Source organism: Streptomyces sp. NBC_01334 (assembly GCF_035983595.1).
Lineage (GTDB): Bacteria > Actinomycetota > Actinomycetes > Streptomycetales > Streptomycetaceae > Streptomyces > Streptomyces coriariae.
In genome coordinates this window covers 151,542-173,521 of sequence record NZ_CP130718.1, presented here as the reverse complement: position 1 = coordinate 173,521, position 21,980 = coordinate 151,542, and the positions used below count along the sequence as shown (strand labels likewise).

Here is a 21,980-nt window from a genome sequence, read left to right as displayed (position 1 = left end):
CTTGATGGTCAGACGTTGACGCCGAAGTCGATTGCGATACCTGGCAAGCCTGACGCGTAGCCTTGACCCACGGCGCGGAATTTCCACTCTCCTTGGTAGCGATAGAGCTCTCCGAAAACCATGGCCGTCTCGGTGGCCGTCTCTTCGGAGAATTCGTAGCGAGCGATCTCCCATCCGTAAGAGGCGATGCGGATGTATGCATTGCGAACCTGACCGATATTTTGGTTTCGTCCTTTACCCTCATAGATGGAGAGAGCGAAGACAATCTTGTCGATGTCGGCCGGCATTTCGGCGAAATGAACGAGGATCGTCTCTTGGTCGCCCTCTACTCCTGCATCTTCGCCGGTATGGCTGATCGAGCCTTCGGGTGTCCGCAGATTGTTGAAGAAGACAAAGTGTAGGTCTGAGTAGACTTTGCCGTTCTTCGCTCCAATCGCTGACGCATCGAGGTCGAATCCGAGACCGTTGCCGCCGGGGGCTTCCCAACCCAGGCCAATGACGAGCGTGCCCTCGGATACCTTTGCAGGCAGGGCGATGCTGTCGCCACGGCTGAGCCGTGCGCTCGCTCCATTGGGCTGAACGGCCAGAAACCCATCTTCTACGAGATCTGCTACCAGCATCCTGGCGACCCCAATGGGATGGGAGAGTCGCTCGGCGACTTGGTTGATGTCGTGCGGCTCGCGGCAGAGGTAGCAGATGCGTTGCTGCTCAGGCAGGAGTTTTCTGAGTTGTGAGTCGTTGGCTGTTGTACGGACGATAGTGCTGAGCGGAAGGGCGTAGCGAGGCTGTGCCGCGTCTCCGCCGGCGATCCCGTAAGGGCGCACAAGGCTCACGTTCTGGCCTTCAGCGGGCCCATCTTCACCTTCACCGTCCAGCAGACGTGCTGGTCGTGGGTGTGGATCAAGGGCAGCGTCTGAGTCAGTTTCGGATCTTTTGCGTTGGCGATGTGCGCGCTCGATGGTTTCGGCGTCGGGACGCCGAATGGGCCGGAGTGCTTCTGCCAGCGGCGGCAGCTCGTCGAGGGAGCGGTCGCGGCAGGCTGCATCCAGGATCCATCGAACATCCCGCTTGCCCATCGCTGACAGAATCTTCTGCACTTGCGCCGGGGGACAGTCTCGCCCTACAGCGCTGAGGAACTGGTACGCGGCGGAGTGCAGCTCCGCATCGCGCAGAAACCCCACAGCGTCGACGATTGTCGCCGCTGGCCAGGACCGCGCCAGCAGTTTCAGACTTTGGTAGAGATCAGCACCACGGTCGAGGTCACGCAGTCCGCCGACCAACGTGGGCATGTCGTTAGCCGGCATGCGTATTACCGCATATAGGATAATTTGGGTTGCAGGACCGGCCAATCCGCCCGCCTCTAAGAGGGCTGCCGTCTGAATTGACTCCGCAGTGGCCAACCCTTCACTAGCCCGAAGCAGAAGGTCGTCCACGTCGGTCTGGTCTCTGCCGTCGTCCGGCAGCGACTGCACGGCGGCCACGACCTGCTCCGGTGTCAGCGCGACGTCGTCAGTGAGATACCTCAGAAAGTTGTCCGAGAGGTAGTCCGGCGTATCGTCCGAGGCAGGGGGGTTGTCCAACTGGTTGTCCAGGTGAAGTTCGCTGGCCAGCTGGTCGAGACGGTCGGCGCTGTCGTCGAGGTGACGGGCGGCTTTGACGAGCGCTAGGTCAATATCGTCGGCTGCGTCGTTCATGGCGTCCTGCAAGTCGGATGTCATGGCAGCCGGCAACTGGGCAGAGCCGTCCGCGTCTGAGATAGGAACCTCACCGCGGAGGCGCTCGAGTTCCTCCGTTAGCAGACGTACTTGCTCGGCTGCCTCTTCGGCTAGTTGATCAGCTTTCTGACGCTCTGCACGAGCGCGCTTCAGTTCCGTCTCCGCCGTGACTCGCTGCTCCTCACTCCGGGCCAGACGCTCATGCACCAGCTCTGATTCGCTGTGCTTGGGCCGGAAAGTATGCGGACGATCCCGTTCCCGGGCCAGCACGTCGATGTCGCGGTGAAGCTTGTCCACCATGGCCAGCAGCACCAGCACCATCTGGTTGGCGTCGTTGCGCTCGCGTTCCAGCTGTGCCGCACGCTCCATCGCGCGCACCAGCTTGTCGGAAACGGCAATCGACCTCTGCTGCATGATCATAATTTCCGCTTCAACAGCGGGACTCGTAGCCCCTACGCTGCTTGCTGCCCTGACCACGCCCTGTCTGGCAGCCTCTGCCTGCTCGAGCAGCCGATCCCTGTCAGTAACGCTTCGCGAGCAGACATCGGCCACGGCCTCGACAAAATCTCGCTGCAACCCGATACCCGCCAAACGATCAGACATTGTCGATCGACTAGGAACGCGTCCGTCAGCGAAGTGGTCAGGCGTCAGTCGCTCCAAAACGTCGTCCATGCGCATGTCCGCTCGATCCAGCCATTGTCGCAACAGCCGAGCGACAGCGTTGGCCTCATCGGACGGTCCCCTTAAGCGCCCCCACGGACGAGTCCGTCTCCCCCCACTGGCCACACGGTTCCCCTGTTCAGCGAACAACCTGTCCTTGTCCGGGCTTGTCCAGACCGGGGCCCGAACAAGTAGACCAAGCCCCGTCCGCCCCAGGAGCGTGAAGGCGTCAAACAAACTTCCTGGCCATTTGGCCTTAGCCACTCAGGAGCCCAGCCAATGATCGCCCTTCAGCGCGCCGTTGATCTCGCTTTCCACGGATTGCTCACGGAACTTCCTGCCCAGCTCATCACGGCGGCTGTGGCAGCTGCCACAACCGCCGCCGTTCGGAGCGGGAAGAAGCGACGGGCTACGGCTGACACCGAGAGCAAGGCAGAGCGATAGATCGTCTGAACTCTCCGGTCTCTCGGCGTCGGACCGCTGCCTGGGCTACGCTTCCGCGCCCCCCAGTCGAGTCCGAGGCCGGCGAGTTGTGTGCGTCGTTCGGGGCTGAGTTTGCGGCTCGGCGGCGGGTGTTCTCGAGGAACGCTCCGAGTTTGAACGGCTCGCCGTCGACGGCTTCGATGTGTTTGCGTGCTGGCCGGAGGTGGCCTTCGCGGGCGTGGAACTGGCGGACGGCGGCCATGCTCGCGGCCCACCGTGCGTCTTGCGAGCGGGGCGCGCCTGCCGCTGGCTCGTCCTCGGCTGCGGGTTCTACTCCAACCGTCCTGCCTCGCGCCGTTCGGCGTTCTCCGCCGCCTTTCGGGCCGCTGCCCGTTGGTTCTTGGCCCACACTCCGAGGGGGAAGTCGTCCCAGACCACGGAGGCAGCGGGCAGGAGGTGACCGTGCTCGTCGGCGTACGAGCGGGCTACGGCGAGGCCGGCGTCCCACGCCGACGCCTGGACCGACCACACCATGCCGAGGTTGTCCATCTCGCTCACGCGGGAGGCTTCCAGCGTCCCGGCCACGTAGTACCGGCGATGAAGACTCGCAGGGGGATGCCCGCCAACCGCGGGCCAGTCCTCCGGCGTCACGTACGTGTACGGCACCCGCAGCTCCGCGCTGCCGGTCTCGCGCCGCCACCGGGCCGCCGCCTCGATGCCGCGCCGCCAGTACGCGCCCTCCGGATCGATCACCCGCAGCGCACGAACGCGGTGAGCGCAACAGGGGCTGTACGAGCTCTGTGACCTTCACAGCTTCAGGAAGAGCGCCACGGCCATGAAGGCGGCGAGCGCGACGCCCATGGCCGGGATCAGGACGGGGTACGCCACGGCGATGAATCCGGCGAGCGTCGTGCCCATGAGGGCGAGAGCGACGGTGTGGCGGTCACGCTGCGGGTCGTTGGACATTGGGTCCTCCTATGGGTGGTTGGTGTCTGTACGGGGTGCCGTAGAAGTCGTTGTCGCCGGAAAAAGGGCCTCCCGTCCCGGACAGGGCGGGGCGGGGCTGACGGTGGGGGATCGGCGGGTTAGCGCCGCAAGGGGCCTCCACCTCTTCGCGGGCCTCGCCTGGCTCTGGACAGGACCAGCCACGAAAAAGCCCCCTGGCGAGGCGGCGAGGGGGTGTTGAGGGACAGTCGATTAGAGCTGCGGCCCGCATTCGATAGCTGGAGCTCTTGAAGCGGCCTCACTTTGGTTATTGGGGCGGGTGTGACGCTCTACTCCGGGTCTAGCGAGTCGCTTGTCTGGCCTCTTGAAGCGAGTCGGTGACCCGACCCGGCCCGGGGATCGGCCGGCACACCCGCGGTTCGTCCTGGCCGCGTTCCTCGAGTACCTGCTTGTCGCCTCCCAGATCAGAGGCGCGGTCCCGGCCGCTCCCGAAGGAGACGTCGACGGGCTCGTGCTCCGGCTCCTCGTCGTCGTATCAGCCGCTGTACGGGATGAGCATCGGGGTAGCCGGACAAAAAGATGCCCCCCGCCAGGGTCGGCGGGGGGCTGTGGCTGGGGGCGGAGCAGCCGACAGGCGCGTTACTGCACGGAGCGCCTGGTCAATAGCTCAGAGGAGCCCAGTGCCGCGCCTGTGGCGGCGGCCTCGGCGGCGCGCGTGGAACTGCGGAGTCGGGGTGGTGCGCTGGGGCGCTGGCGGTGAACCGGCGTCCGGAGTATCTGACGGGACGGGAGGAGGAGATCCTCGCCCGTATCCGGCATTCGATCCGGGCCGGGGTGAGGCGCTGTCGGTGCGGGAGCTGGCGCGGGAGGTCGGGCTGAACAGGCCTATCTGCGTTGTCTACGACTGGAAGAGCCTTGAGGAGCGCGGCGTCCTGGTGCGCGACGGCCGCGGCTGGGGCTATGGCGAGATGGATCTCCGCTGCTGCGACCGCCCGCCCTTCGTCACGCGTCCGCGTCGTCTGGTCGATCACCGGTGCGGGGAGCGGTGATGCGGCGTGTTGCTTCCAGGAGGGCGGCACGGTGCTCGGCGAGCCGGTGGGCGGAGCGGGGGTCGGTTCCAGTGACGGCGGCCAGGGCCGGGGGCGCGTCCAGCCAGCTTTCGGTGAGGCGCAACACCATCGCGAACAGGTCGACGGCGGGAATGCTGTCGTTGACGCGGCCCTCGCGCTGGGCGGCGGCGATGGCGTCGACCTTGCTGCGGTAGCTGTCGATCTCGGTCTGGGTGGAGTGGCCGTGGCGCTCGAAGCGGAGCCAGGCCGCCAGGCGTGCGGTCTCGGGGTGGGCGAGCATGAAGTCGAACCGTGCCGCGGCGTAGGCGACCAGGTCGCCGTCTACCAACGGCGTTTCCTGGGCCAGCTTGCCGATCTGCTGATGCAGGGCGGCCTCGAACAGCTGGTCCTTGTCTCCGAAGTAGACGTAGAGCAGGCGCTTGTTGGCGCCGGCTCGCTCCGCGATCCGGTCGATCCGGGCGCCGGCCAGACCGAACTCCGCGAACTCTGCGGTGGCCGCTGTCAGCAGTAGTTCCTTGGTCGCGGCGGAGTTCCTCGGCCTGGGGGAGCGCGAAACGGCTTCGTTCGTGTCCATGCGGCCATTCTAGGCGATGTAACTAACTTTTGACTTACTTCGTCGCCGGGACTACCTTGTATCTATCCAGTTAGATACATACGGCTGGACGGCACTCCGGAAGGACAAACCCGTGACCATCCCCGCCACCCTCCAGACCCTCGCCCCAGCAGAGAACCTCACCATCACCCGCATGGGATACGGCGCGATGCAACTGGCAGGCCCCGGCGTCTTCGGCCCGCCGAAGGACAAGGACCAGGCCATCGCCGTACTGCGCGCGGCCGTCGACGCAGGCCTCACCCACATCGACACCAGCGACTTCTACGGCCCCGCCGTCGTCAACGAACTCATCAAGGAAGCCCTGCACCCCTACCCGGACGACCTGCACATCGTCACCAAGGTCGGAGCCCGCCGCGACGACAAGGGCGCCTGGATCCCCTCCCTCGCCCCCGCCGACCTCAAGGCACAGGTCCACGACAACCTCCGCCACCTCGGCCTGGAAACCCTGGACGTGGTCAACCTGCGCACCGCCGCACTCGAAGCCGGCTCCACCGATCCGCTCGCCGAGCAGTTCGGCGCCCTGGCCGAACTGCGCGAACAGGGACTGATCCGCCACCTCGGCCTGAGCGGCGTGTCCGACATGCAACTCACCGAGGCACAGGCCATCGCCCCCGTCGTCACCGTGCAGAATCTCTACAACCTGGCCAACCGCGCCGACGACGCCCTGGTGGACCGCTGCGCCGCCGAGAACATCGCCTACGCTGCGTTCTTCCCCCTCGGCGGCTTCAGCCCTCTGCAGTCACAGGAACTCGCCACCGTCGCCGAGCGCCTGGGGGCCTCCGTGCAGCAGGTCGCCCTGGCGTGGCTGATGCAGCGCTCGCCCTCCATGGTCCTCATCCCGGGTACCTCCTCGTTGGCGCACCTGCAGGACAACATCGCCGCCGCCGGCCTGGTCCTGCCCGTCGACGCGGTCGCCGCGCTCGACGCCATCGGCAAGTAACCCGCCCCTCCGCCCGCACCCGACACGCAGAAGGGACTGCGGACGCGGTCCTGTTGGGCATCGCGCTGCACGAGGCCGCCGTCCTCCTCTCGTCTCTGACGGAGTGCATGAGGAAAAACAACAGGGCCGCCATACCGTCGCCCACCGGCTTGCCGCATACGACGGTCTGCCCTGTGAGGTTCGGGTGTCGGCTGCCGCAGCACTGGGGACCATCGATGAAGGCCACGACCCCGAACGCGCCCGAGCAGCGGAAGGCGCTGATGCTGATCTGGTGCGGGCACAGCAGGCCTGGAACGCCACCTACCGCTCCCCGGGCCCGCAATGTCACGGCGCTGCGTCGCTGTCTGCTCCGGCTGTCCGTACGTCTGTGGTGGCACCCGTACTGGACGCAGGGACGGGCCGGCCGGGAGGAGTTGCGGTGCCGGGGCCGTGCGCTGGAGCGGCAGCGGTGAGCCGGCGGCCGCAGCATCTGACGGCGCGGGAGGAGGAGATCCTGCGCGCGATCCGCCATTCCATCCAGGACCGCGGTGAGGCACTGTTCGTGCGGCAGCTGGCGCGGGAGATCGGGCTGCGCAGCCCGGCGTCGGTGGCCTATCACCTGGAGGAGCGCGGGGCGCTGGTCCGTGACGGCCGTGGCTGGCAGATCTGCCGCCTGACCGGCTAGTGCTCTGACCGCGGAGGTTCACCGGGTTGGTGCTTGTGGCGGTTACGGGGCGACGTCCGGTTCAACGGCTGGAGGCGGGGTGGCCGAGCCTGTCCGTTCGAGCTGACTTCCAGCCACCGCACCAGCTCATCCATCCGACGCGCCCTCCTCCACCAACTCGTCCAGTCGCGCTCGCAACCCCTTCACCGCAGCGACCCCCAAATCCGAGGCCCACGCGCCCTTGAGCTCGGCCCTCTCGCAGCCCTCAACAACGCCCATGAGGACGCGGAGGGTGAGGCCAGCCCACTGCCTATCGGTCAGATAGTCAGGCTTGCCAACCGGCTCGGATGCGGGCTGTTGTGTCGTGTGCGGCATGGCCGCTCCTTTCGAAACCAATGTCGCGGCACATCCAACCGCCACGACACCGGCCCGGCGAACCTACGCGGTTACCGCACTAGCCTCACCAACCGAGGTGGGGAGGGGCCGCTCAGCATTCGTTATGGCGCGGGAGCGGCCCGCGCTCACAACCGGCGGGTGAACTCCTGGCGGTCGGCGAAGTTCTCGTAGCCTGCCCGTTCGAAAGCCAAGATCATGGCGGTGTTGGCCGCGTCGCAGTCGCCGCGGATCTCCTCGGCGCCCGCTTCGACCAGCAGCCGCGTGCCACGGGCCACCACCGCCGTCGCGTAGCCGTTGCCGCGGCAGGCGGGAGACACAGCCACCAGGCCGATCACCGCGGTCGAGGGGTTTCGGGCGGGGAGGCTGAGTGCAGCCGGCCTGCCGTCCGGAGCGTAGCCGAGTTCCCACCACGAGGGCTCGTACAAGAACTCCTCCATGTCCGCGAAGAGGCTCTCCGCGGCACGCCGAGCGCCATGCCGGGCGACCTTGGCGGCGAGTTGGGCGTCGGCGCTGGTCGGCAGCGCCTCGGCGAGGAGAGCGATGAACGGCTCACGTCCCAGACTGGGCAGGGAACGCCAGGTCAATCGGTCATCATGCGAAGTGAGTTCTACCCCGGAGCGGCGGCGGAAGCGGCGACCGTCACGGGCCCGCTCGAAGCCCGCCAGACGGAGAAGCTCGGCGCGCCGTTCCGGCTCCGCCTGGTACTGCGGCGGCTGCGTCGGCGAGTCGGTGACGTGCTCCAGCTCCGTGGCGCCGAGCGAGTCGGCCAGGGCGACGGCCTCGGCCAGCAGCGCCTGGCCGGTGGCCAGGCCGGGTTCGTCCCACGGTGTCTCAAGGAGCACCAGGGCCATCGGGACGTCGTTCCCGGGGAAAGTCCATAGCGCGGTGGCCGCGGTGAGCCGACCGGCCTCGTCCTCCGCGACCAGGCACCACTCCGGCCGGGTGCACTTCTTGGCAAGTAGGTCGGTGAGGTAGGCGGCCGTCCCGGCATTGCGCTCGGGCTGGTCGGAGTGCTGGACGAGGGCAGGTAGTTCGTCTGGGCGCGCTATACGTACAGGCATGTACTGGGATCATCCCGTCTCTCGATGACGTAGCTGGCTTTGCATGAAATCCCACCCAGTGGCACCGGCAGGCCCGGCTGTTCCTGCCCTTGTCAGAGCGACCATCAGACCCGGGCCAACCGGCTGAATACTGTCTGCCTCCTGCCGCAGCGGGGGATCCCACGGCCGATCGGCGGTGGTCGTGGCCTGGCGCAGGGCGGTGCGGCGTAGGCGTCTCATTCCACCGGGTAGCGCACCACCAACAGCCCCTCCACATCCCTCCCCACCGCCTCGTACTGGTGCGGTACATCCGCCGCCCACCGGGCGTGGCCGCCCGGGCCCACCTCGAACGGGGCGGAGGCGGGACCAACCCGCGCCGTGCCGCTGAAGACCAGCAAGTGCTCCTCCGTGCCCGGCACATGAGCGGCCGAGCGCTGCACCGCGCCGCTCTGAATGCGGATGCGATACACCTCCGACACCGCAGCCACGTCCTGCACGCGGTCCGTCAGCACCGCGTGCACCGCCGCGCCCTGCACCGGGGCGGGGCCGACGACCGTGCTCAGCGGCGCCTCGAGGGCCGTGGTCAGCGCGTATAGAGTCTCCAGGGTCGGATTGCGCTGGCCGGTCTCCAGTTCCGAGAGCGTGCCCTTGCCGACGCCGGAGCGGCGGGCCAGTTCCGACAGCGACAGGCCGCCGTCCTGGCGCAGACGGCGCAGCCGCTCGCCCACCTCCTGGGCCAGTTCCATAGCTTTCCGCCCCTACCGCGCCGGTGATGCATTGTCGTGACGCGACTAGCGTTCCACAAACAGAACGTTCCGTAAACTGAACGATCGTGACGACGCACACGCACCGCGGCTCAGGCGGGATTCGGACCCACTCGTCTAGGAGGCGAGGGCGCGCTCATCTGGCGAGTCTCAGCGAATACGGGGGCAGTGCCGTGATCGCGATCTGTGGAACACGCCGGCATTCCCGTGCGGCCGGGCACCGACCAGGCTGTCGTGCACGCCTTCGAGCGGATCGTGACCGGCAGCCCCGAACACACCAGCGGCGCTCTGTCTGTCTCCACGCTGTGCACGGAAGCCGGCATCTCGCGCGCCACCCACTACCGCTCACCCCTGGCGAAGATCATCACCGGACTGCTCCGGACACCGGACGCGCCCCGCCCGCAGACGGACACCCTGACGGCGGACATCGCCCGCCTCAAGAAGGCCGACCGGACGCTGCGTTCGCAACACGCGGTCGAGCAACGGGAGGCGCGCGTAGCCATCGCCGCCTACGCCAACCACATCCAGGCTCTGAGCCCGCGTAACGCCGAACTCGAAGCGGAGAATGCCACCCTGCGCGAAGCCCTCCACCGCGGCGGCTCCGTGGCCTCCCTCCCCGTGACGCCTCGAATGCTGCCACCGGAATGACTGCCGCGCCTCTACTTCCTGCGAGGGCTTCTATGCCCTTGATCAGGGAAAATAGGGCTGGCTTGAGGCCGGGTGCCGGGCAGTATGACGGTGTGGCTGATCTCCTGTGGGATGACGTGAAGTGCTTCTTCGATCCGGACCTGATGGGATCGCTACCGGACGTGAGTGTCCCTGACGCCTCGAGGAATAACTGGCAGGAGGTACTGGATCTCGTCGTGGAGAAGGGCTGGAAGTGCCAATACTCCGAAGGAGAGAGGGTGCTTCCCCTGCCCCGGGCGGAGGCTGCACTGTCTCAACCAGCGGATACTGAGTGCCCGAGCCTGCGTGTCTGGCTGAGAGCTGATGTGCTGGCGATCTTCCGCTTCTACTCAGACGAGGAGATCGATTTCGACGTTGATCTGCGCGAGTTGCAGGGGCAGGAGCGACTTGAACTGTTCTGCGGCTTCTTGCGGGAGATCGGGCGGCGGTTGGGTAAGCCGGTGCTGATGCACCCGGAGGGTGCCCATGGTCATCCGGTGCTCGGATTCGATGTCGAAGCAGATCGAGTCGTCCTCCTTGCGGAGCCACTGGTCAAGTGACTGCGGCTGAGGGCAGGAGTTCGTGGAGAGTGCGGAACAGCACCCGGTTCAGCCTCCGAGGCGGTGTGCAAGGTTGAGTAGATTTGCGTCCAGCCCGTGGTACGCCCCCGCGAGGCTGCCGGTCACCGCGGCGACGGTGTCCGTGTCACCGCCGAGGTCGATCGCCGCGCGTATCGCGTCTTCGAAGCCGGTCGTGGTGCGCAGGGCCCAGACGGCGGAGCCCAGGCAGGGCCAGACGGCACCGTTGAACTCGGTCGCCTGATCGGGGTGCCAGTCGGGCGCGAGGACGGTGGCGTAGCGGCCGCGGTGGTCGGGGTGGACGAGCGCCAGGATGTCCGGGAGCGCGGTGAGGGGGTCGGTGTCCTCGAGTGTGACGCGGATGAGTTCGTGGAAGATCGCGGTGCCTTCCCAGGCCGCGCGGTCCCCGTGGGTGAGGGCAGCGATGCGGCGGGCCGCGTCCGTGGTGGCTTCTTGGCCGGCGGCCGCGAAGTGGACCGCGGAGGTCGATGCCCGCATCAAGGAGCCGTTTCCCGCTGCTCGTCGGTTGACCTGGAAGTGGATCGCGGCGGCGAGGTCCCAGGGCATGCCGTTGGTCAGGACGTCTTCGGTCTGCAAGCCGATGTCCTTCGGTTCCGATGCTGCCCACTGCTGGAAGCGGGCGAAGACGTCCGGCAGATCCAGTCCGCCCCGCTCCAGCAGCGACTCCGCGACCAGGACGGCCATCTGTGCGTCGTCAGTGGCCTCGCCGGGGTCCCAGCCACCGCCTCCGCACATCTCGCCGCCGGCACCAGGCGCGGGAAACCGCGCGGAGAAAGCTCCCTGGGGGCCGAACTCGAAGGGGGCGCCCAGAGCGTCACCCACCGCTGAGCCGACGACCGCGCCGGCGACCCGCTGCATCCGCTCCATTCGCGCAGGTTATCTGCGCCGCGCCGACGGCTGTCCTGTCCCAGATGTCGGCGTACACCTCTTTTTGCGCAGGGCAGTTAAGCCGAAGGTGCTCAGCCCGGTCGGCCGCGACGAGGAAGCTCGGCGTAATCGGGAGGCGATACGGGCGGCGGGTACGGAACACTTCCCAGAGTGATCACGATGCAGCCCGTCCTGGAGATGCACGCACCTGACGGCTTCGATCTTTGGCCTGTCGCTGACTTCGAGCCGTTCAGCTTCCTGCGCCTCAGCGGTGAGCTCTCACCCGCCGAAGTAGGGGCGGTCGTGATGCGCATCGCCGACTACAACGAGGTCGACTCGGATGACGATCACATACCACGGCCAGCCAACGCTCTCGGCTCTTACTTGCGCGGACTGCTCACGCTTGAGGACGACATCGTCGCGCCGGGCGGTCTGCGAGTCATCGACACCTCCACGAGCGTCACCTTCCTGCCTGGCTGCTGTGACGGGCTGGAGAGCTGGCGCGACTGGCATCGGTTCGCCGACGACGGCAACCCGCTTGGATTCGGCCACGATCCCGTGTCACCGCTTGCGGAGCGCTTCGGCGGCATCGTCAGACTCACTGTCAACGCAGAGCAGCGCGACAGTCCGGTGATCACACTGCCCATCACCGAGCTCCACCACCTACTCGCTGGCGCCGAGCGCGACTTGGCTGACTTCCTCGCGCTGGCAGCCGACTGGGCATCCGGGCACTTGCCTGACTACTGTGCTCCCGTCACAACTGCTCTCGCTCGCGTTCTCGACCTGCCCGGTCCGGCGGTCCCACCAGAGTCGTAGGACAGCCGGAACCGCCACCTCAGCCACGAAGGCAGGGCCAGGGACAGGCGTCGCGGGCGATGCAGTGAGTACTTTTGCCGTTACCTACCTGGGTACTTCGACGTGTACGCCGACACCCGATAAGTGTGGGCAGGGCGAGGACCTTGACCTGCGGTGCCTAGAGTTGAGCGGGACACGAGAGCGGCCAATGTCCCACTCGGCCGTAGGCAGGACGATGAGTCGCTCACGGCGCCAGCGGTGGCCTAGTCACCACCTGGCACGCAGCACGCCGTCGCTATCCGGCAAGGCAGCATGGAACAGCGGGTGGCGCTCGTCGAGAATCAGGGGCAAGGAGCAGGCTGCTTTCGCGCCCGCGACCAGGGAGGCGAGCTGCTGGTGATCGGTTTCGTCGACGGTGACGTGGCGGATCGTTCCGTTTGGTGCCTCCCAGACGAAGTCCATGGAGGCGTCCGCGGGCAGCGCAGCAAGGACCTCGTCAACATCAGGGTTGAGGTCCGGCCAGATCGTCAGGAGCGCGCGAGGACCGAGCCCAGCGCGTACCGGGTCGAGATTGCTCGCGGTGAGGCGGTGCCAACGGGCCGCGTTACGGACGTAGGCCTCTTCCAGGAGCAGCGTCTGTTGCGACGCGAGTTCGACGCGGACTCGTTCCCAGAAGTCCTCGTCGGCAGCCTCGGTCACTTCAGGTTCCTCAAGATCAGCCGCGTAGGGGGAGGCGCTGATCGGTTGTGCAAACAGGCCGAGTTCACGTGTCTGGGCGACCGCTGCGTCGCAGGGTCGGTCGCTGCTGACATACACGTACTGGTCCCATCCGACGTGGATGGTGAACGTGTCCTCTCGCTCCAACCGGCACCAAGCACCCTCGTTGCGAAGCATCGTCCGCACCAGATCCAACGCTACAGACAGTGAAACTTCGGCGCCGTCGTAGTAGCCGGTCAGGTCCGGCGGGAACAGGCCGGCGAGGCCATGGCCGTCAATCGGTTCTTCCAGGCCGAAGTTGACGAAGCCGGTGACCGCGGGTTCACGGATCTCCAGTGTGTCGATGCCCGCTTCCCATGCGAAGGCGGCGATCGCTTGCAAGTAGGCCGCCTCGACCGGCCCGTGGTCGCTCACCGTGTCCTCAGCACCCGTGTAGTGCCCGCGCTCGTCACGGTCGGCGGGGTTGTACTTGGTTATCTGATGAGCGAAGGACGGCGGCACGAAGCTCCCTGAGCTGATGAGGCGGGGCCTCAGCATAATTCGTGCCATCAGATGCAGATCCCGCCTACACCTCACCGGAACGCGGGCCACTCACCCACAAAAGCGTGGGACTCCCTACACATAGCTGGGGCAGGACTCCAGGCCTCCGGAATGCCGCCGACTGACGGCCCAACCGTAGGAGCCCTCAGCCACCGACACAAGGCCGACGGACTCGAAACCTGCCTACAGAAAACTGGAACGCGGGCGCACTCGCCTACAGAGGAGCGGGGACTGCCTACACATCGTTGGGACCAGACAACGGCCGCACGACCCTATCTCCTTCCTCGGCTCCCCGAACCATCGGCGGCGAACGCGTCTCGTCTACGGAGGTGCGCCGCCTGAGACACCTTGGGTCTGAGACACCCGTACAGGGAGTCATTGTCAAGAGTTGTGGATCGAGTGACGTGCGATCCAGCCGGTCATCCCTCGTCCAGGCACAGGCAGAAGGGGTGTCCCGCCGGGTCGAAGAGCACCCGGACGCTCTCCTGCGGCTGGATCTCCGCCAACGTGGCGCCCAGGACCACCGCCTCGGCGACCGCCGAATCCAGATCGCCGACCTGGAAGTCGAAGTGCATCATCGGGCGCTGTTCGCCCTCGATCGGAGGCCACACCGGAGCCCGATAGGCGTCCGCCTGCTGGAACACGAAGAATGGCCCTTGCGGGGAGGCGGCGACGATGGCCGTGCCCGGCTCCTCGTGCCCGATGTGCCAACCGAGGAGTTCGGCGTAAAACTTCGCCAGGCCGCTGGGGTCCGGCGCCTCGATCGCAGTTCCCCACCACATACCACTGGTTCGAGATCTCATTCCGGCAGCCTGCCTCATGATCCCGTGCTTGTCGTGCGTGAAGGGTGATCAGGCTGCGGTGGCCTCAGGGCGTTCGACGAGGTGACCGTTCTTGAAGCGGGCGCCGTTGCGGACAAGAGCGACGAGGTGGGGTGCGGTGATCGCGCGCCAGCGGGCCTGGGCGGCCTCGGCCAGCTTGAACACCATGGCCAGGGCCGCGACCGCGCTGCCGGCCCCGCGGGTGACCTTGGTCCGGAGTTTCACGGTGCTGAAAGTGCTCTCGATCGGATTTGTCGTGCGCAGATGCACCCAGTGCTCAGCAGGGAAGTCGTAGAACGCGAGGAGTTCGTCAACCTCGCCGATGATCTTCTTAGCCGCCTTCGGCCACTTCGCGCCGTAGACGCCCTCGAAGTCACGGACGGCCTTCTCCGCGTGGTCGCGGTCCTCGGCGTTGTAGATCTCCTGGAGGGCCTTCTTCGCGCCGGGCTGGGCCGACTTCGGCAGGGCGTTGATCACGTTGCGGGTGTTGTGAACCCAACATCTTTGATGCCTGGCCTGCGGAAACACCTCCGCGAGGGCCCGCCAGAGGCCCATCGCGCCGTCACCGACGACGAGTTCGGGATCTCGCATGCCGCGCCGACGGCAGTCCCAGCGTCGAGGCCGGGCCGCCGGGCATTTGTGGACGTCCGCCCCAACAGGAGCGAGCCCGACGTCCAAGCACAGGGCGATGGATGGGTGCGCAGCGACGCTGAACGCAGCTTCCGCCTTGGGCACTGGGAGTACGACCGCGATCGCATCGACGGCTTCGACTACGACATCGGAGCAGTCCTCATCGGGTCCGCTGACGCCACGGACGAGTCCGAACTGATCACTGTGCTCCATGCATGGGGCGCCCGGCCTGGCCTCTTCGTCTACCCCTGGGAGAGCGCGGACCCCAAGTAATACGACGGAGAAGCCGTCAGCTCGTGCAGACGATCAGCTGGCGTTGCCCGACCGAGCGTCTTGCGAGGGCGACTTCCGCTGGAGCAGTCCCCGCCGAGCCCGCCCGGCGATACCGTGGTGTTCAAGACGACCTGGCATGCCAGTGGAGGCCCTGGTGAGCGAACAGCCGAACTACGCCGGCGCCGCCCGTCAGCAGCTGGAGCCCGCGGCCGCCGACGCAGTACGCGCCTACGCGGCCAAGACGCGGGCCGACGCCGACCGGTGGATCGAGTGGCGCGGCGGCCGCGCGCACCAGTGGAGTGGTGCCTGAACCGTTCTCCATCGCCGGGGTGCTGTGTACAGGGCGTCGGCCTGGTGGTCACACCCGACCATGAGCCCGACCGCACCACCGACTGGTGCTCTGACCGCGAACGTTCACCGAGTTACATTGCTTGGGGACGTGTATGAGTAGTGTCTGTTGGATGGACAGCACGATGAATCTGCCGACGGAAGAAGATCTGGAGCTGGTCGAGTTCGCCCAGCGCGTCGTTGAGACCAACGGTGATGGTGAGGTGCACACCGTCGGAGCAGCCGTGCGAGACGCACAGGGCCGGATGTTCGGTGGTATCAACCTCTATCACTTCACTGGCGGACCTTGCGCGGAGTTGGTGGCGCTCGGGCATGCGCGTGCTGCGGGAGCACGTGACCTAACGGCGATTGTTGCCGTCGGTGACACGGGGCGCGGCGTGCTCGCGCCGTGTGGCCGGGACCGGCAGGTCCTGCTGGACTACCACCCAGGTATCCGCGTCCTCGTGCCGGCAGCTGGTGGCATTCGCAGTGTCGCGATCACCGATCTCCTGCCTCATGCATATGTCTGGGGGGAGCAGTCCGCAGCGTCCGACGGAGCGCTGTGCTCGGCCGCGATGCAGGCCCTGCATTTCCATCGCACCTATCTCGAGGCTGTACGCACTGGGCGGAAGACGACCACGGTGCGGTTCCGCGACCCAGTGGAGACGGGCCCGGTGAACATGGTGTTCGAGTTGGATGACGAGGTAGTGCTGTCCGGTGTGGTCACCCAGATCACTTCCAAGAGCGTTGCTGAGTTGACCGAGGCGGACGCTATCGCCGACGGGTTTCGTGATCTCGCCGAACTGCAAGACAGGCTGCGGTTCCACTACCCCGACATCAAGTCAACCGATGACGCCACCATCGTTCACTTCCGTCTGACGCGTTGACTGCATCCGCCATCGAGCGAGCGGGGCGATCGGCCTTGCTCATGCCACGCATCGATGACCGGCATCAGATTCCCTGCCACCTCTTGCGCACCCACGCTCGCGCCCCTGTGCGCGGTCGACATCGTCGAGGGCGGACGCGTGCCGCGCGTGGCCACCGTGGCCCCAGTCATGCCCAACGAGACCTGCTCGCCTCTCACTTCCCGGTCTACGACGCCGCCGTTGGCCGCGTCCTGACCTGCGGCACGAGCGAGTTCGCCCGTCACCGACTATCTGTGCGTTCCCCTCTTGGACCGCGGCCGCTGCGGATGGACGCTCAGCGCCCGGCGTACGCACAGATGTTGTGCACGACCGCGTACATCGAGGTGTCGCCGCATCAACGGCGCCGTTGAGGACAGGCTTGCCATCGGCCGGCCGGAACGCACTTCCAGACATGAATGCGCGTTCACGCAGGAGAGATCAGCGTGCTGTGGTGGAAGCCAAGACGCGGATCGTGTCTCCAAGGGAGGCCGTCGACATACTGCTGCAGCTGCGGCATGCGCACCCGCTGCCGGACAGTGTTGGCCGGATAGTCGTAGACGGTGACGGTATTGAGTCCCCGGTTGGCGGTGAACAGCAGACTCTGGTCGGCGGAGAGCTGACAGGCGTACACCGAATCGAGCAGCGTTCCGCGCGAGACCCGCAGCGCTGCGAGGAAGTGCCTGCTGCTCACGGCCGGCGAGCCGCGGGTGAAGGCATCGGTCACCTGGTGCAGTGCCTGACGGCCGGCGAGCAGTTGCTCGGGCAGGCCGGGGCGCTCGTCGATGATCCGGTGGGTGGAGAAATCGTCCAGGTCGATCATGACGATGGTGCCGCTGCCGCCGTTGCAGTAGATCAGTTCGCGATCGGAGACGCAGACGTCCGAGTTGATGTGCGCCGGGGTCTCACGCGGCGCCGTCCAGTGGCGCAGGACCCGTCCGTCTTCCGCGTCGATCTCGAAGACGTACTCCTTGAGGTAGGCCATGGCCCACTCGTGCCAGTCGTGTCCTTCCTGGGGAAGGACACGGAAGGAGAGGGCGTAGAAGCGGTCCTCGCGGGGATGAACGGCCACATGCCAGCAGGTGGTCGGTAGGTCGACGCGGCGGGCCGTGCCCGTGTGCAGGTCGAAGATGCCGACCTCGCGGGCCTCGCCGCGGCCGGGGTGGTCCATGCCGCCGTAGACGAGGTATCGGCCGGAGGCCGTGGTCTTCATGGCGTGGGGCAGCTTCAGGCCGTGCGGGCCCAGGCGCTCGGGACGGCCGAGCTGGTCGATGTCGAACCGCCACAGGTGCTCGCCGATCGCACCGGCGATGTCCCGGTTTCCCAGCCAGGCGATGTGCGTGGTGCCTTTGACGGACGAGTCGGTGGGCTCGATCCGCAGGGTGGACAGGCGGTCGGTCTCGGCGAGGGCCGTGGTGTCGTAGAAGAGCAGGTGCTGGCCGGTGTTGCCGAGGAACCCGAGCGCGTGGTCCGGGCTGACGCTGACGGCATGACCGCCGGCGATGCCGTCGTAGTACTCGATCTTGTACGCGTACCGGCCGGTGGCGGGGTCGTAGCGGAAGACGCAGACGCCCGCCCGGCCTTCCAGGCCGTTGAGGCCGTTGCCGTCGAGGGCGATGTGGAACGCGTACGGGTACTCGTGCGGCTGGGTGGCAAGCGGGGTCAACGGGGCTGCCTCTCGGGCCTGAAGTGACGGAAGCCGGAACTGTCGGTGTACTCGGGCTGCGTCGGCTTCCACGGGGCCAACCCGGCCAACAGGTTCAACGGCTCGGCCACCCGGGCGACGGCGTCCCGGAGCGAGGAGTCGGCGCCGGCCGTCTCCGCGACCGGCCCCGTGCTGCCCTGCCCGTGTGCCGCGATGGTATTCAGGGTGGTGTGGAAGGACCTGCGGTAGGCGTCCTCCACCAGAGCGCGCCGGACCGCGGGCCACAGCGTGGGGGTGATCGCCCGCCACAACGGTGGGAGGGCGAACTGCTGATAGGCGCAGATGGTTACTCTGGTGCCGCCCGCGGTCCGGGCGATGGACACCGAGCCGTCGTCCTGAAGCGCGGAGGCGTTCTCGCTGTGGACCTGCCGCCAGCGCAGCAGCTGCTCGTCCGGGCCGTAGTCGATGGTCTCCAGCTTGCAGACGTCGAGTACGTCGGCGCCGCACAGCGCGAGGTAGGCGGGCTGAGCCCGGTTGATGCTCCGCTCGAGCTGGCGAATCGGCCTTCCGGCCTCATCACGTGCCTGGACATCCGTACAGCCGGCAAGGTAGCCGCTGGTCAGACCGATAACCTGACTGATGTCGAGGCCTGTGGTGAACTCGTCGAACGGCGTGGGTACTTGCCTCTCGCAGCGGAACAGGACGGCTTCGTCCAGGTAGCGCCACCGCATCCCGTCGGCACTCGGGGAGACGGACGCGATCAGCTGGTCGAGCGGCTCCAGATGGAGGGCCACGGCCTCGAACTCCGCAGGCCCGAACGCCAGTGCATCGACGCCGAGAGGTGTCGGCGCGGTGCGGGTCGGGGTGTCGTTCGGGCGGCTCCGAAGGGTGGACGCCACCTCTGTCGCCAGCTCCGCCGTCTGGTAGACGACCCTCAGCAACCTTCGCAGCGCCACTCCGGCCGGGGGGATGTTGGGCATGGTTCCGCCCTACCCTGAGCCAAACCCTCCCATACCATCCGCGCCCGCCCAGACCGGCACATGGGCCGATCGGCGAACTGTCGAGGTGGACGGCGTACCTGTCGGCTCTCCGGACTGGCTGCAGCGGCGCATGGATTGGGGCAGCGCAGTCGAGAAGCGACGGCGGGATCCGGCCACTTCTCGGATCCGGGGCGCTGCCTGCCTCCTCACCTGTGAACATTCATCACGAACACGTCGAGTGCACTGCCATCACACGGCGGAGGATTCATGACCCGTACGGCACCGTGACCCCCGGCCCTCCGCGCGGCGATCGAGGACAACCTGGTGACCACCTACGCGGTCCTGCGTAGGGTCGCGGAAACCGTGTCAGCCCACCGCGCGCCGGGCGCCATGCTGGTCCTGGTTCGGTCGGCGGCACCAGGGGCACGCCGCTACAAGGCCGGCTACGACGCGGCCAAAGCCGCCGCCGAAAGCCTCACCCGCAGTTTCGCCCTGGAGTACGGCCCGCTCCACATGTCGACGCGGGCCGCCATCGCGATCGGCCCCATCGACGACTCCTCGAACACCTCTGCCGACGGGGTAAACCTCGACGCCCTCGTCCGCGACGTCGCCCTACAGCGCTGCGCGACCCTCGCCGAGGTGGTCCACGCCGTCGCGGTGCTGGCGACACCGGTCTTCGACTTCGCGAACGGCGCAACCCACCTCTTCGACGGCGGCCTCGCTCAGCAACTCCGCTCCCACGCCATCGAACGACCCCCTGAGGACTTGGGAGTCCGCTGAGTCACAGGAGGATGCCAGCGTCCTCTCATGGCGGTCCTGTTGGTGTGTGCGGGCGGAGGGTCGTTCTCCTCGGCGACCCGGCGACGGTGAGGATATCGCTGATCAGCGGGCGAGAATGTGGCCGTCGTGAGGGCGGTGGTCGCGGGAGCGACGCAGGTCGGCGGTGACGTACGTGCGTTGCAGCCAGCGGTCTGCTCCATCGTATCGAGGGTGGAAGGCGGTGCGGCCGTGGACGGTGACGCGGTTGTCGATGACGACCAGGTCGCCGGGTGTCAGGCGCAGAGTGCGGGCGGTCGCCTCGCAGGCGCGGCCGAATTCGGTCAGCGCCGCTGCGGCCTGAGGGGTGAGCGGGCGTGTGACGAGTTGAGCCATACGTATGTCGGGGTCCTCGGCTGCTCCCCACAGCACCGGTCGGGGCTTGACGTCGGACTCGGTCGGGGCAGCGTCGGGGCTGAAGGAGGGTGGTGGCGTGGTGATGAACTCCGATGCGAACAGGGCCTGGCGGTTGGCTGGGGTGAGGAGCGGTAGTGTCTGGCGGATGCCGGCGATGCGCATGCCGGCGATCTGGTCGTGGTCGGCACGCAGGCACAGGAAGATCACATAGTCGGGTGGGTGGGGGTGGAAGCCGTTCTCGGTGTGGAATGACAGCGGCGCCGATCCGGCGTTGCCGTGGAAGGTCTCCTGCCCGGGCACGGGCACGACGTCCTGCACGAGGGCGCCGGTCTTCTCCCCCAGGTAGGCGAGAGGCTCGCCGAGCCCGCAGGCCACCATGGTGAGCACCGCCGCCGAGATGGTGGCCTGGCGCTGGACCGAGCCGGGTACGGTCGGTGTTGTGGGCAGGGCCGCCTGATCGACCGGTAGGCCGCCGATCACCAAGGTGCCGTTCGGGCCGGAATGCCTTCGAAACCGGCGCACCTCGAGGCGCAGCCGTAGCGGAAGCTCCTCCCAGGCGTCCCGGGCCTGGGCCACCCTACTCGGGGCTGTCGACCTGGTCGTGCCCGCGGGTGCACAGGGTGCGGGCCAGCCGCTCGCACGCGGCGGCATCGGCCGGATCCAGTTCCCGGTCTGTGGCGAGGACGGTGTTTTGGGTGGTGTCGGGCGTCGTCTCGGGCATCGGGGTCTCCTGCCTGGGGCGTGGGCGGCGGAAGCGCGGACTCACGAGTGGCGCAGGCCGGCCACGGCGTCGGCGATGTAGTGGTCCCCGAATCGGATCAGCGAGGCGTACTGGGCCGCACGGCGATGGCGCATGAGCCGTAGTTCGGCGACGGCGTTGTCGGGTCCTTCGCGTTTCTGAGCGATGGAACGACGCAGATGCACCATCGAGTACGCGAGGGTGACGTGCCGTTCTGCATCCACGATGTCGGCTTCCAGGAGAGCACCCCGTGCCTCGGCCAGCTCCGGGGCGCGGGCTGCCAAGTGCTCGTAGGTGTCGGGAACCACGGACAGCAGGTCCTTCATCGCCGCCCGGAACAGCTTGTATCCGCGATGTTGGCGCCCGCTCAACGGGACGTCCACCGACGGAGGCGCCATGGTGCGGCGTATCGCTGCCATGTAGTAGTCGGCGGGGATCGTACTGGCGTGGGTCATGGCCGCTGGGAAGCCCCGCACATACACCGTCGCATCTGCCAGCCGCAGCAGTGCGGCATCGCCGTCGCCGAGCCGCAGCGAGCGGGTGGCGTCGGCCACGGCGACCGCAGCGCAAATGTTGAACAGGACATGGACCTGGTGACCGATGAGCCAGCGAGCACTCCACATACTCTCCAACGACGATCCCGCACCGGCCTCGGGGACGGCAGCCGGCGAGACAGAATCAGGGTCTGTGCCCGGCGCTGCGCCGGTGAGATCGAGCACCGACTGCCGCATCCCGGTCACCTCCAGCGCCAGGTCGGAACCCGACAGCGGAGCATCACACAGATCTTCCAGACCGCGGTTGATGACCAGGACACCGTGCAGGGCAGCCTGTTGATCCGACAGCTCCCCCTCACGGACCCGGAAGAATGACTGACTGGTCGACTCGGCCGGCAGTCCCTCACCGACCAAGGCCGGAGCCAGATCCGACAGCGCGGCCGCCAACTCACCGGCGACCGTGGCAGCCTGCCGCAGCGCGAGGGTGCGCTCGACAGGTCCGGCGTGGGTCGACACCGCGGCCAGCACGCGCGCGGCCCGCTTCGCCTCAGCTTCCACCCGTGGGCCCAGCACCGGGACGGGCCGCCCGCCTCGGGGCTCTCG

24 protein-coding genes and 2 pseudogenes are annotated in these 21,980 nt (G+C 67.2%); 10 read left to right on the top strand and 16 right to left on the bottom strand.

Features of this window, described 5'->3' with window-relative positions; genetic code table 11:
- Nucleotides 1-8: 8 nt before the first annotated feature.
- The 5 genes from OG736_RS00800 to OG736_RS00780 all read right to left on the bottom strand — a co-directional run bounded on the left by OG736_RS00800 (nucleotide 9) and on the right by OG736_RS00780 (nucleotide 5,387).
- Complete coding sequence (locus OG736_RS00800; protein WP_327187482.1) at nucleotides 9-1,076, bottom strand: TerD family protein; 1,068 nt, start codon at nucleotides 1,074-1,076, stop codon at nucleotides 9-11.
- Between the two features lie 1,708 nt (nucleotides 1,077-2,784).
- Nucleotides 2,785-3,060: a helicase associated domain-containing protein gene (locus OG736_RS00795; protein WP_327180615.1), complete on the bottom strand. Its 276-nt coding sequence runs from the start codon at nucleotides 3,058-3,060 to the stop codon at nucleotides 2,785-2,787.
- Nucleotides 3,061-3,128: 68 nt separating this feature from the next.
- The gene (locus OG736_RS00790) at nucleotides 3,129-3,551 is read right to left on the bottom strand and encodes a helicase associated domain-containing protein (protein ID WP_327180614.1); all 423 of its coding nucleotides are present in this window, start codon (nucleotides 3,549-3,551) and stop codon (nucleotides 3,129-3,131) included.
- A 54-nt stretch (nucleotides 3,552-3,605) separates the two neighbouring features.
- Nucleotides 3,606-3,764: a hypothetical protein gene (locus tag OG736_RS00785; protein WP_327180613.1), complete on the bottom strand. Its 159-nt coding sequence runs from the start codon at nucleotides 3,762-3,764 to the stop codon at nucleotides 3,606-3,608.
- A gap of 981 nt (nucleotides 3,765-4,745) precedes the next feature.
- Entirely contained in the window at nucleotides 4,746-5,387 is a 642-nt protein-coding gene (locus OG736_RS00780) for a TetR/AcrR family transcriptional regulator (RefSeq protein ID WP_327180612.1), read from the bottom strand.
- Between the two features lie 112 nt (nucleotides 5,388-5,499).
- On the opposite strand from OG736_RS00780, the gene OG736_RS00775 reads away from it, so the two are divergent.
- The 3 genes from OG736_RS00775 to OG736_RS00765 all read left to right on the top strand — a co-directional run bounded on the left by OG736_RS00775 (nucleotide 5,500) and on the right by OG736_RS00765 (nucleotide 7,030).
- Nucleotides 5,500-6,366 carry an oxidoreductase gene (locus OG736_RS00775; RefSeq protein ID WP_327180611.1) on the top strand — a complete coding sequence of 289 codons (867 nt, stop codon included), beginning with the start codon at nucleotides 5,500-5,502 and terminating at the stop codon, nucleotides 6,364-6,366.
- Nucleotides 6,367-6,581: 215 nt separating this feature from the next.
- Nucleotides 6,582-6,818 (top strand): DUF8825 domain-containing protein, encoded by a 237-nt coding sequence (locus tag OG736_RS00770; protein ID WP_327180610.1) that lies wholly within the window; start codon nucleotides 6,582-6,584, stop codon nucleotides 6,816-6,818.
- The gene (locus tag OG736_RS00765; protein WP_327180609.1) at nucleotides 6,815-7,030 is read left to right on the top strand and encodes a LexA family protein; all 216 of its coding nucleotides are present in this window, start codon (nucleotides 6,815-6,817) and stop codon (nucleotides 7,028-7,030) included. The genes OG736_RS00770 and OG736_RS00765 overlap by 4 nt, the downstream gene beginning before the upstream one ends.
- A gap of 126 nt (nucleotides 7,031-7,156) precedes the next feature.
- On the opposite strand, the gene OG736_RS00760 is transcribed toward OG736_RS00765, so the two are convergent.
- From OG736_RS00760 to OG736_RS00750, 3 genes are all read right to left on the bottom strand, one after another.
- On the bottom strand, nucleotides 7,157-7,384 hold the full coding sequence (locus OG736_RS00760) for a hypothetical protein (RefSeq protein ID WP_057603607.1): 228 nt from the start codon (nucleotides 7,382-7,384) through the stop codon (nucleotides 7,157-7,159).
- A gap of 146 nt (nucleotides 7,385-7,530) precedes the next feature.
- Entirely contained in the window at nucleotides 7,531-8,466 is a 936-nt protein-coding gene (locus tag OG736_RS00755) for a GNAT family N-acetyltransferase (protein WP_327180608.1), read from the bottom strand.
- A 215-nt stretch (nucleotides 8,467-8,681) separates the two neighbouring features.
- The gene (locus OG736_RS00750) at nucleotides 8,682-9,191 is read right to left on the bottom strand and encodes a helix-turn-helix domain-containing protein (RefSeq protein ID WP_327180607.1); all 510 of its coding nucleotides are present in this window, start codon (nucleotides 9,189-9,191) and stop codon (nucleotides 8,682-8,684) included.
- 204 nt (nucleotides 9,192-9,395) lie between these two features.
- Here OG736_RS00750 and OG736_RS00745 point away from each other — a divergent pair, with 204 nt between their 5' ends.
- Both OG736_RS00745 and OG736_RS00740 read left to right on the top strand, forming a co-directional pair.
- Complete coding sequence (locus OG736_RS00745) at nucleotides 9,396-9,857, top strand: hypothetical protein (RefSeq protein ID WP_327180606.1); 462 nt, start codon at nucleotides 9,396-9,398, stop codon at nucleotides 9,855-9,857.
- Between the two features lie 92 nt (nucleotides 9,858-9,949).
- Nucleotides 9,950-10,435, top strand: coding sequence for a hypothetical protein (locus tag OG736_RS00740; protein ID WP_327180605.1), 486 nt, complete (start codon nucleotides 9,950-9,952; stop codon nucleotides 10,433-10,435).
- A gap of 48 nt (nucleotides 10,436-10,483) precedes the next feature.
- On the opposite strand, the gene OG736_RS00735 is transcribed toward OG736_RS00740, so the two are convergent.
- The gene (locus OG736_RS00735) at nucleotides 10,484-11,341 is read right to left on the bottom strand and encodes an ADP-ribosylglycohydrolase family protein (RefSeq protein ID WP_327180604.1); all 858 of its coding nucleotides are present in this window, start codon (nucleotides 11,339-11,341) and stop codon (nucleotides 10,484-10,486) included.
- Nucleotides 11,342-11,521: 180 nt separating this feature from the next.
- Between OG736_RS00735 and OG736_RS00730 the strand changes: the two genes are divergently transcribed.
- Nucleotides 11,522-12,157 carry a hypothetical protein gene (locus tag OG736_RS00730; protein ID WP_327187481.1) on the top strand — a complete coding sequence of 212 codons (636 nt, stop codon included), beginning with the start codon at nucleotides 11,522-11,524 and terminating at the stop codon, nucleotides 12,155-12,157.
- A gap of 246 nt (nucleotides 12,158-12,403) precedes the next feature.
- Here OG736_RS00730 and OG736_RS00725 read toward each other — a convergent pair whose 3' ends face one another.
- The 3 genes and pseudogenes from OG736_RS00725 to OG736_RS00715 all read right to left on the bottom strand — a co-directional run.
- Complete coding sequence (locus OG736_RS00725; protein WP_327180603.1) at nucleotides 12,404-13,354, bottom strand: RNA-binding protein; 951 nt, start codon at nucleotides 13,352-13,354, stop codon at nucleotides 12,404-12,406.
- A gap of 458 nt (nucleotides 13,355-13,812) precedes the next feature.
- A complete protein-coding gene (locus OG736_RS00720) occupies nucleotides 13,813-14,196 on the bottom strand; it encodes a VOC family protein (protein WP_327180602.1) in 384 nt (127 codons plus the stop codon).
- A 48-nt stretch (nucleotides 14,197-14,244) separates the two neighbouring features.
- Nucleotides 14,245-14,820, bottom strand: a pseudogene (locus OG736_RS00715) (IS256 family transposase); the annotation flags it as partial.
- A gap of 90 nt (nucleotides 14,821-14,910) precedes the next feature.
- Between OG736_RS00715 and OG736_RS00710 the strand changes: the two are divergent.
- From OG736_RS00710 to OG736_RS00700, 3 genes are all read left to right on the top strand, one after another.
- Nucleotides 14,911-15,117 carry a hypothetical protein gene (locus tag OG736_RS00710; RefSeq protein ID WP_327180601.1) on the top strand — a complete coding sequence of 69 codons (207 nt, stop codon included), beginning with the start codon at nucleotides 14,911-14,913 and terminating at the stop codon, nucleotides 15,115-15,117.
- A gap of 154 nt (nucleotides 15,118-15,271) precedes the next feature.
- A complete protein-coding gene (locus tag OG736_RS00705; RefSeq protein WP_327187880.1) occupies nucleotides 15,272-15,427 on the top strand; it encodes a hypothetical protein in 156 nt (51 codons plus the stop codon).
- A 151-nt stretch (nucleotides 15,428-15,578) separates the two neighbouring features.
- A complete protein-coding gene (locus tag OG736_RS00700) occupies nucleotides 15,579-16,331 on the top strand; it encodes an ASCH domain-containing protein (protein WP_327180600.1) in 753 nt (250 codons plus the stop codon).
- A 442-nt stretch (nucleotides 16,332-16,773) separates the two neighbouring features.
- On the opposite strand, the gene OG736_RS00695 is transcribed toward OG736_RS00700, so the two are convergent.
- Nucleotides 16,774-18,012: a hypothetical protein gene (locus OG736_RS00695; RefSeq protein ID WP_327180599.1), complete on the bottom strand. Its 1,239-nt coding sequence runs from the start codon at nucleotides 18,010-18,012 to the stop codon at nucleotides 16,774-16,776.
- Complete coding sequence (locus tag OG736_RS00690) at nucleotides 18,009-18,971, bottom strand: hypothetical protein (RefSeq protein WP_327180598.1); 963 nt, start codon at nucleotides 18,969-18,971, stop codon at nucleotides 18,009-18,011. The genes OG736_RS00695 and OG736_RS00690 overlap by 4 nt, the downstream gene beginning before the upstream one ends.
- 309 nt (nucleotides 18,972-19,280) lie before the next feature.
- On the opposite strand from OG736_RS00690, the gene OG736_RS00685 reads away from it, so the two are divergent.
- Nucleotides 19,281-19,751 carry an SDR family oxidoreductase gene (locus OG736_RS00685; RefSeq protein WP_327187480.1) on the top strand — a complete coding sequence of 157 codons (471 nt, stop codon included), beginning with the start codon at nucleotides 19,281-19,283 and terminating at the stop codon, nucleotides 19,749-19,751.
- 102 nt (nucleotides 19,752-19,853) lie between these two features.
- On the opposite strand, the pseudogene OG736_RS00680 reads toward OG736_RS00685, so the two are convergent.
- Both OG736_RS00680 and OG736_RS00675 read right to left on the bottom strand, forming a co-directional pair.
- Nucleotides 19,854-20,865 (bottom strand): annotated as a pseudogene (locus OG736_RS00680) (TauD/TfdA family dioxygenase).
- Nucleotides 20,866-20,906: 41 nt separating this feature from the next.
- On the bottom strand, nucleotides 20,907-21,935 hold the full coding sequence (locus tag OG736_RS00675) for a 3-methyl-L-tyrosine peroxygenase-related protein (protein WP_327180597.1): 1,029 nt from the start codon (nucleotides 21,933-21,935) through the stop codon (nucleotides 20,907-20,909).
- Between the last annotated feature and the right edge of the window lie 45 nt (nucleotides 21,936-21,980).

Bases quoted from the DNA above. Each gene is read 5' to 3' on its own strand.
- OG736_RS00800 (WP_327187482.1), bottom strand. From the start codon at position 1,076: ATGGGCAAGCGGGATGTTCGATGGATCCTGGATGCAGCCTGCCGCGAC.
- OG736_RS00795 (WP_327180615.1), bottom strand. From the start codon at position 3,060: ATGGCCGCCGTCCGCCAGTTCCACGCCCGCGAAGGCCACCTCCGGCCA.
- OG736_RS00785 (WP_327180613.1), bottom strand. From the start codon at position 3,764: ATGTCCAACGACCCGCAGCGTGACCGCCACACCGTCGCTCTCGCCCTC.
- OG736_RS00780 (WP_327180612.1), bottom strand. From the start codon at position 5,387: ATGGACACGAACGAAGCCGTTTCGCGCTCCCCCAGGCCGAGGAACTCC.
- OG736_RS00770 (WP_327180610.1), top strand. From the start codon at position 6,582: ATGAAGGCCACGACCCCGAACGCGCCCGAGCAGCGGAAGGCGCTGATG.
- OG736_RS00760 (WP_057603607.1), bottom strand. From the start codon at position 7,384: ATGCCGCACACGACACAACAGCCCGCATCCGAGCCGGTTGGCAAGCCT.
- OG736_RS00755 (WP_327180608.1), bottom strand. From the start codon at position 8,466: ATGCCTGTACGTATAGCGCGCCCAGACGAACTACCTGCCCTCGTCCAG.
- OG736_RS00750 (WP_327180607.1), bottom strand. From the start codon at position 9,191: ATGGAACTGGCCCAGGAGGTGGGCGAGCGGCTGCGCCGTCTGCGCCAG.
- OG736_RS00735 (WP_327180604.1), bottom strand. From the start codon at position 11,341: ATGGAGCGGATGCAGCGGGTCGCCGGCGCGGTCGTCGGCTCAGCGGTG.
- OG736_RS00730 (WP_327187481.1), top strand. From the start codon at position 11,522: ATGCAGCCCGTCCTGGAGATGCACGCACCTGACGGCTTCGATCTTTGG.
- OG736_RS00720 (WP_327180602.1), bottom strand. From the start codon at position 14,196: ATGAGATCTCGAACCAGTGGTATGTGGTGGGGAACTGCGATCGAGGCG.
- OG736_RS00700 (WP_327180600.1), top strand. From the start codon at position 15,579: ATGGACAGCACGATGAATCTGCCGACGGAAGAAGATCTGGAGCTGGTC.
- OG736_RS00690 (WP_327180598.1), bottom strand. From the start codon at position 18,971: ATGCCCAACATCCCCCCGGCCGGAGTGGCGCTGCGAAGGTTGCTGAGG.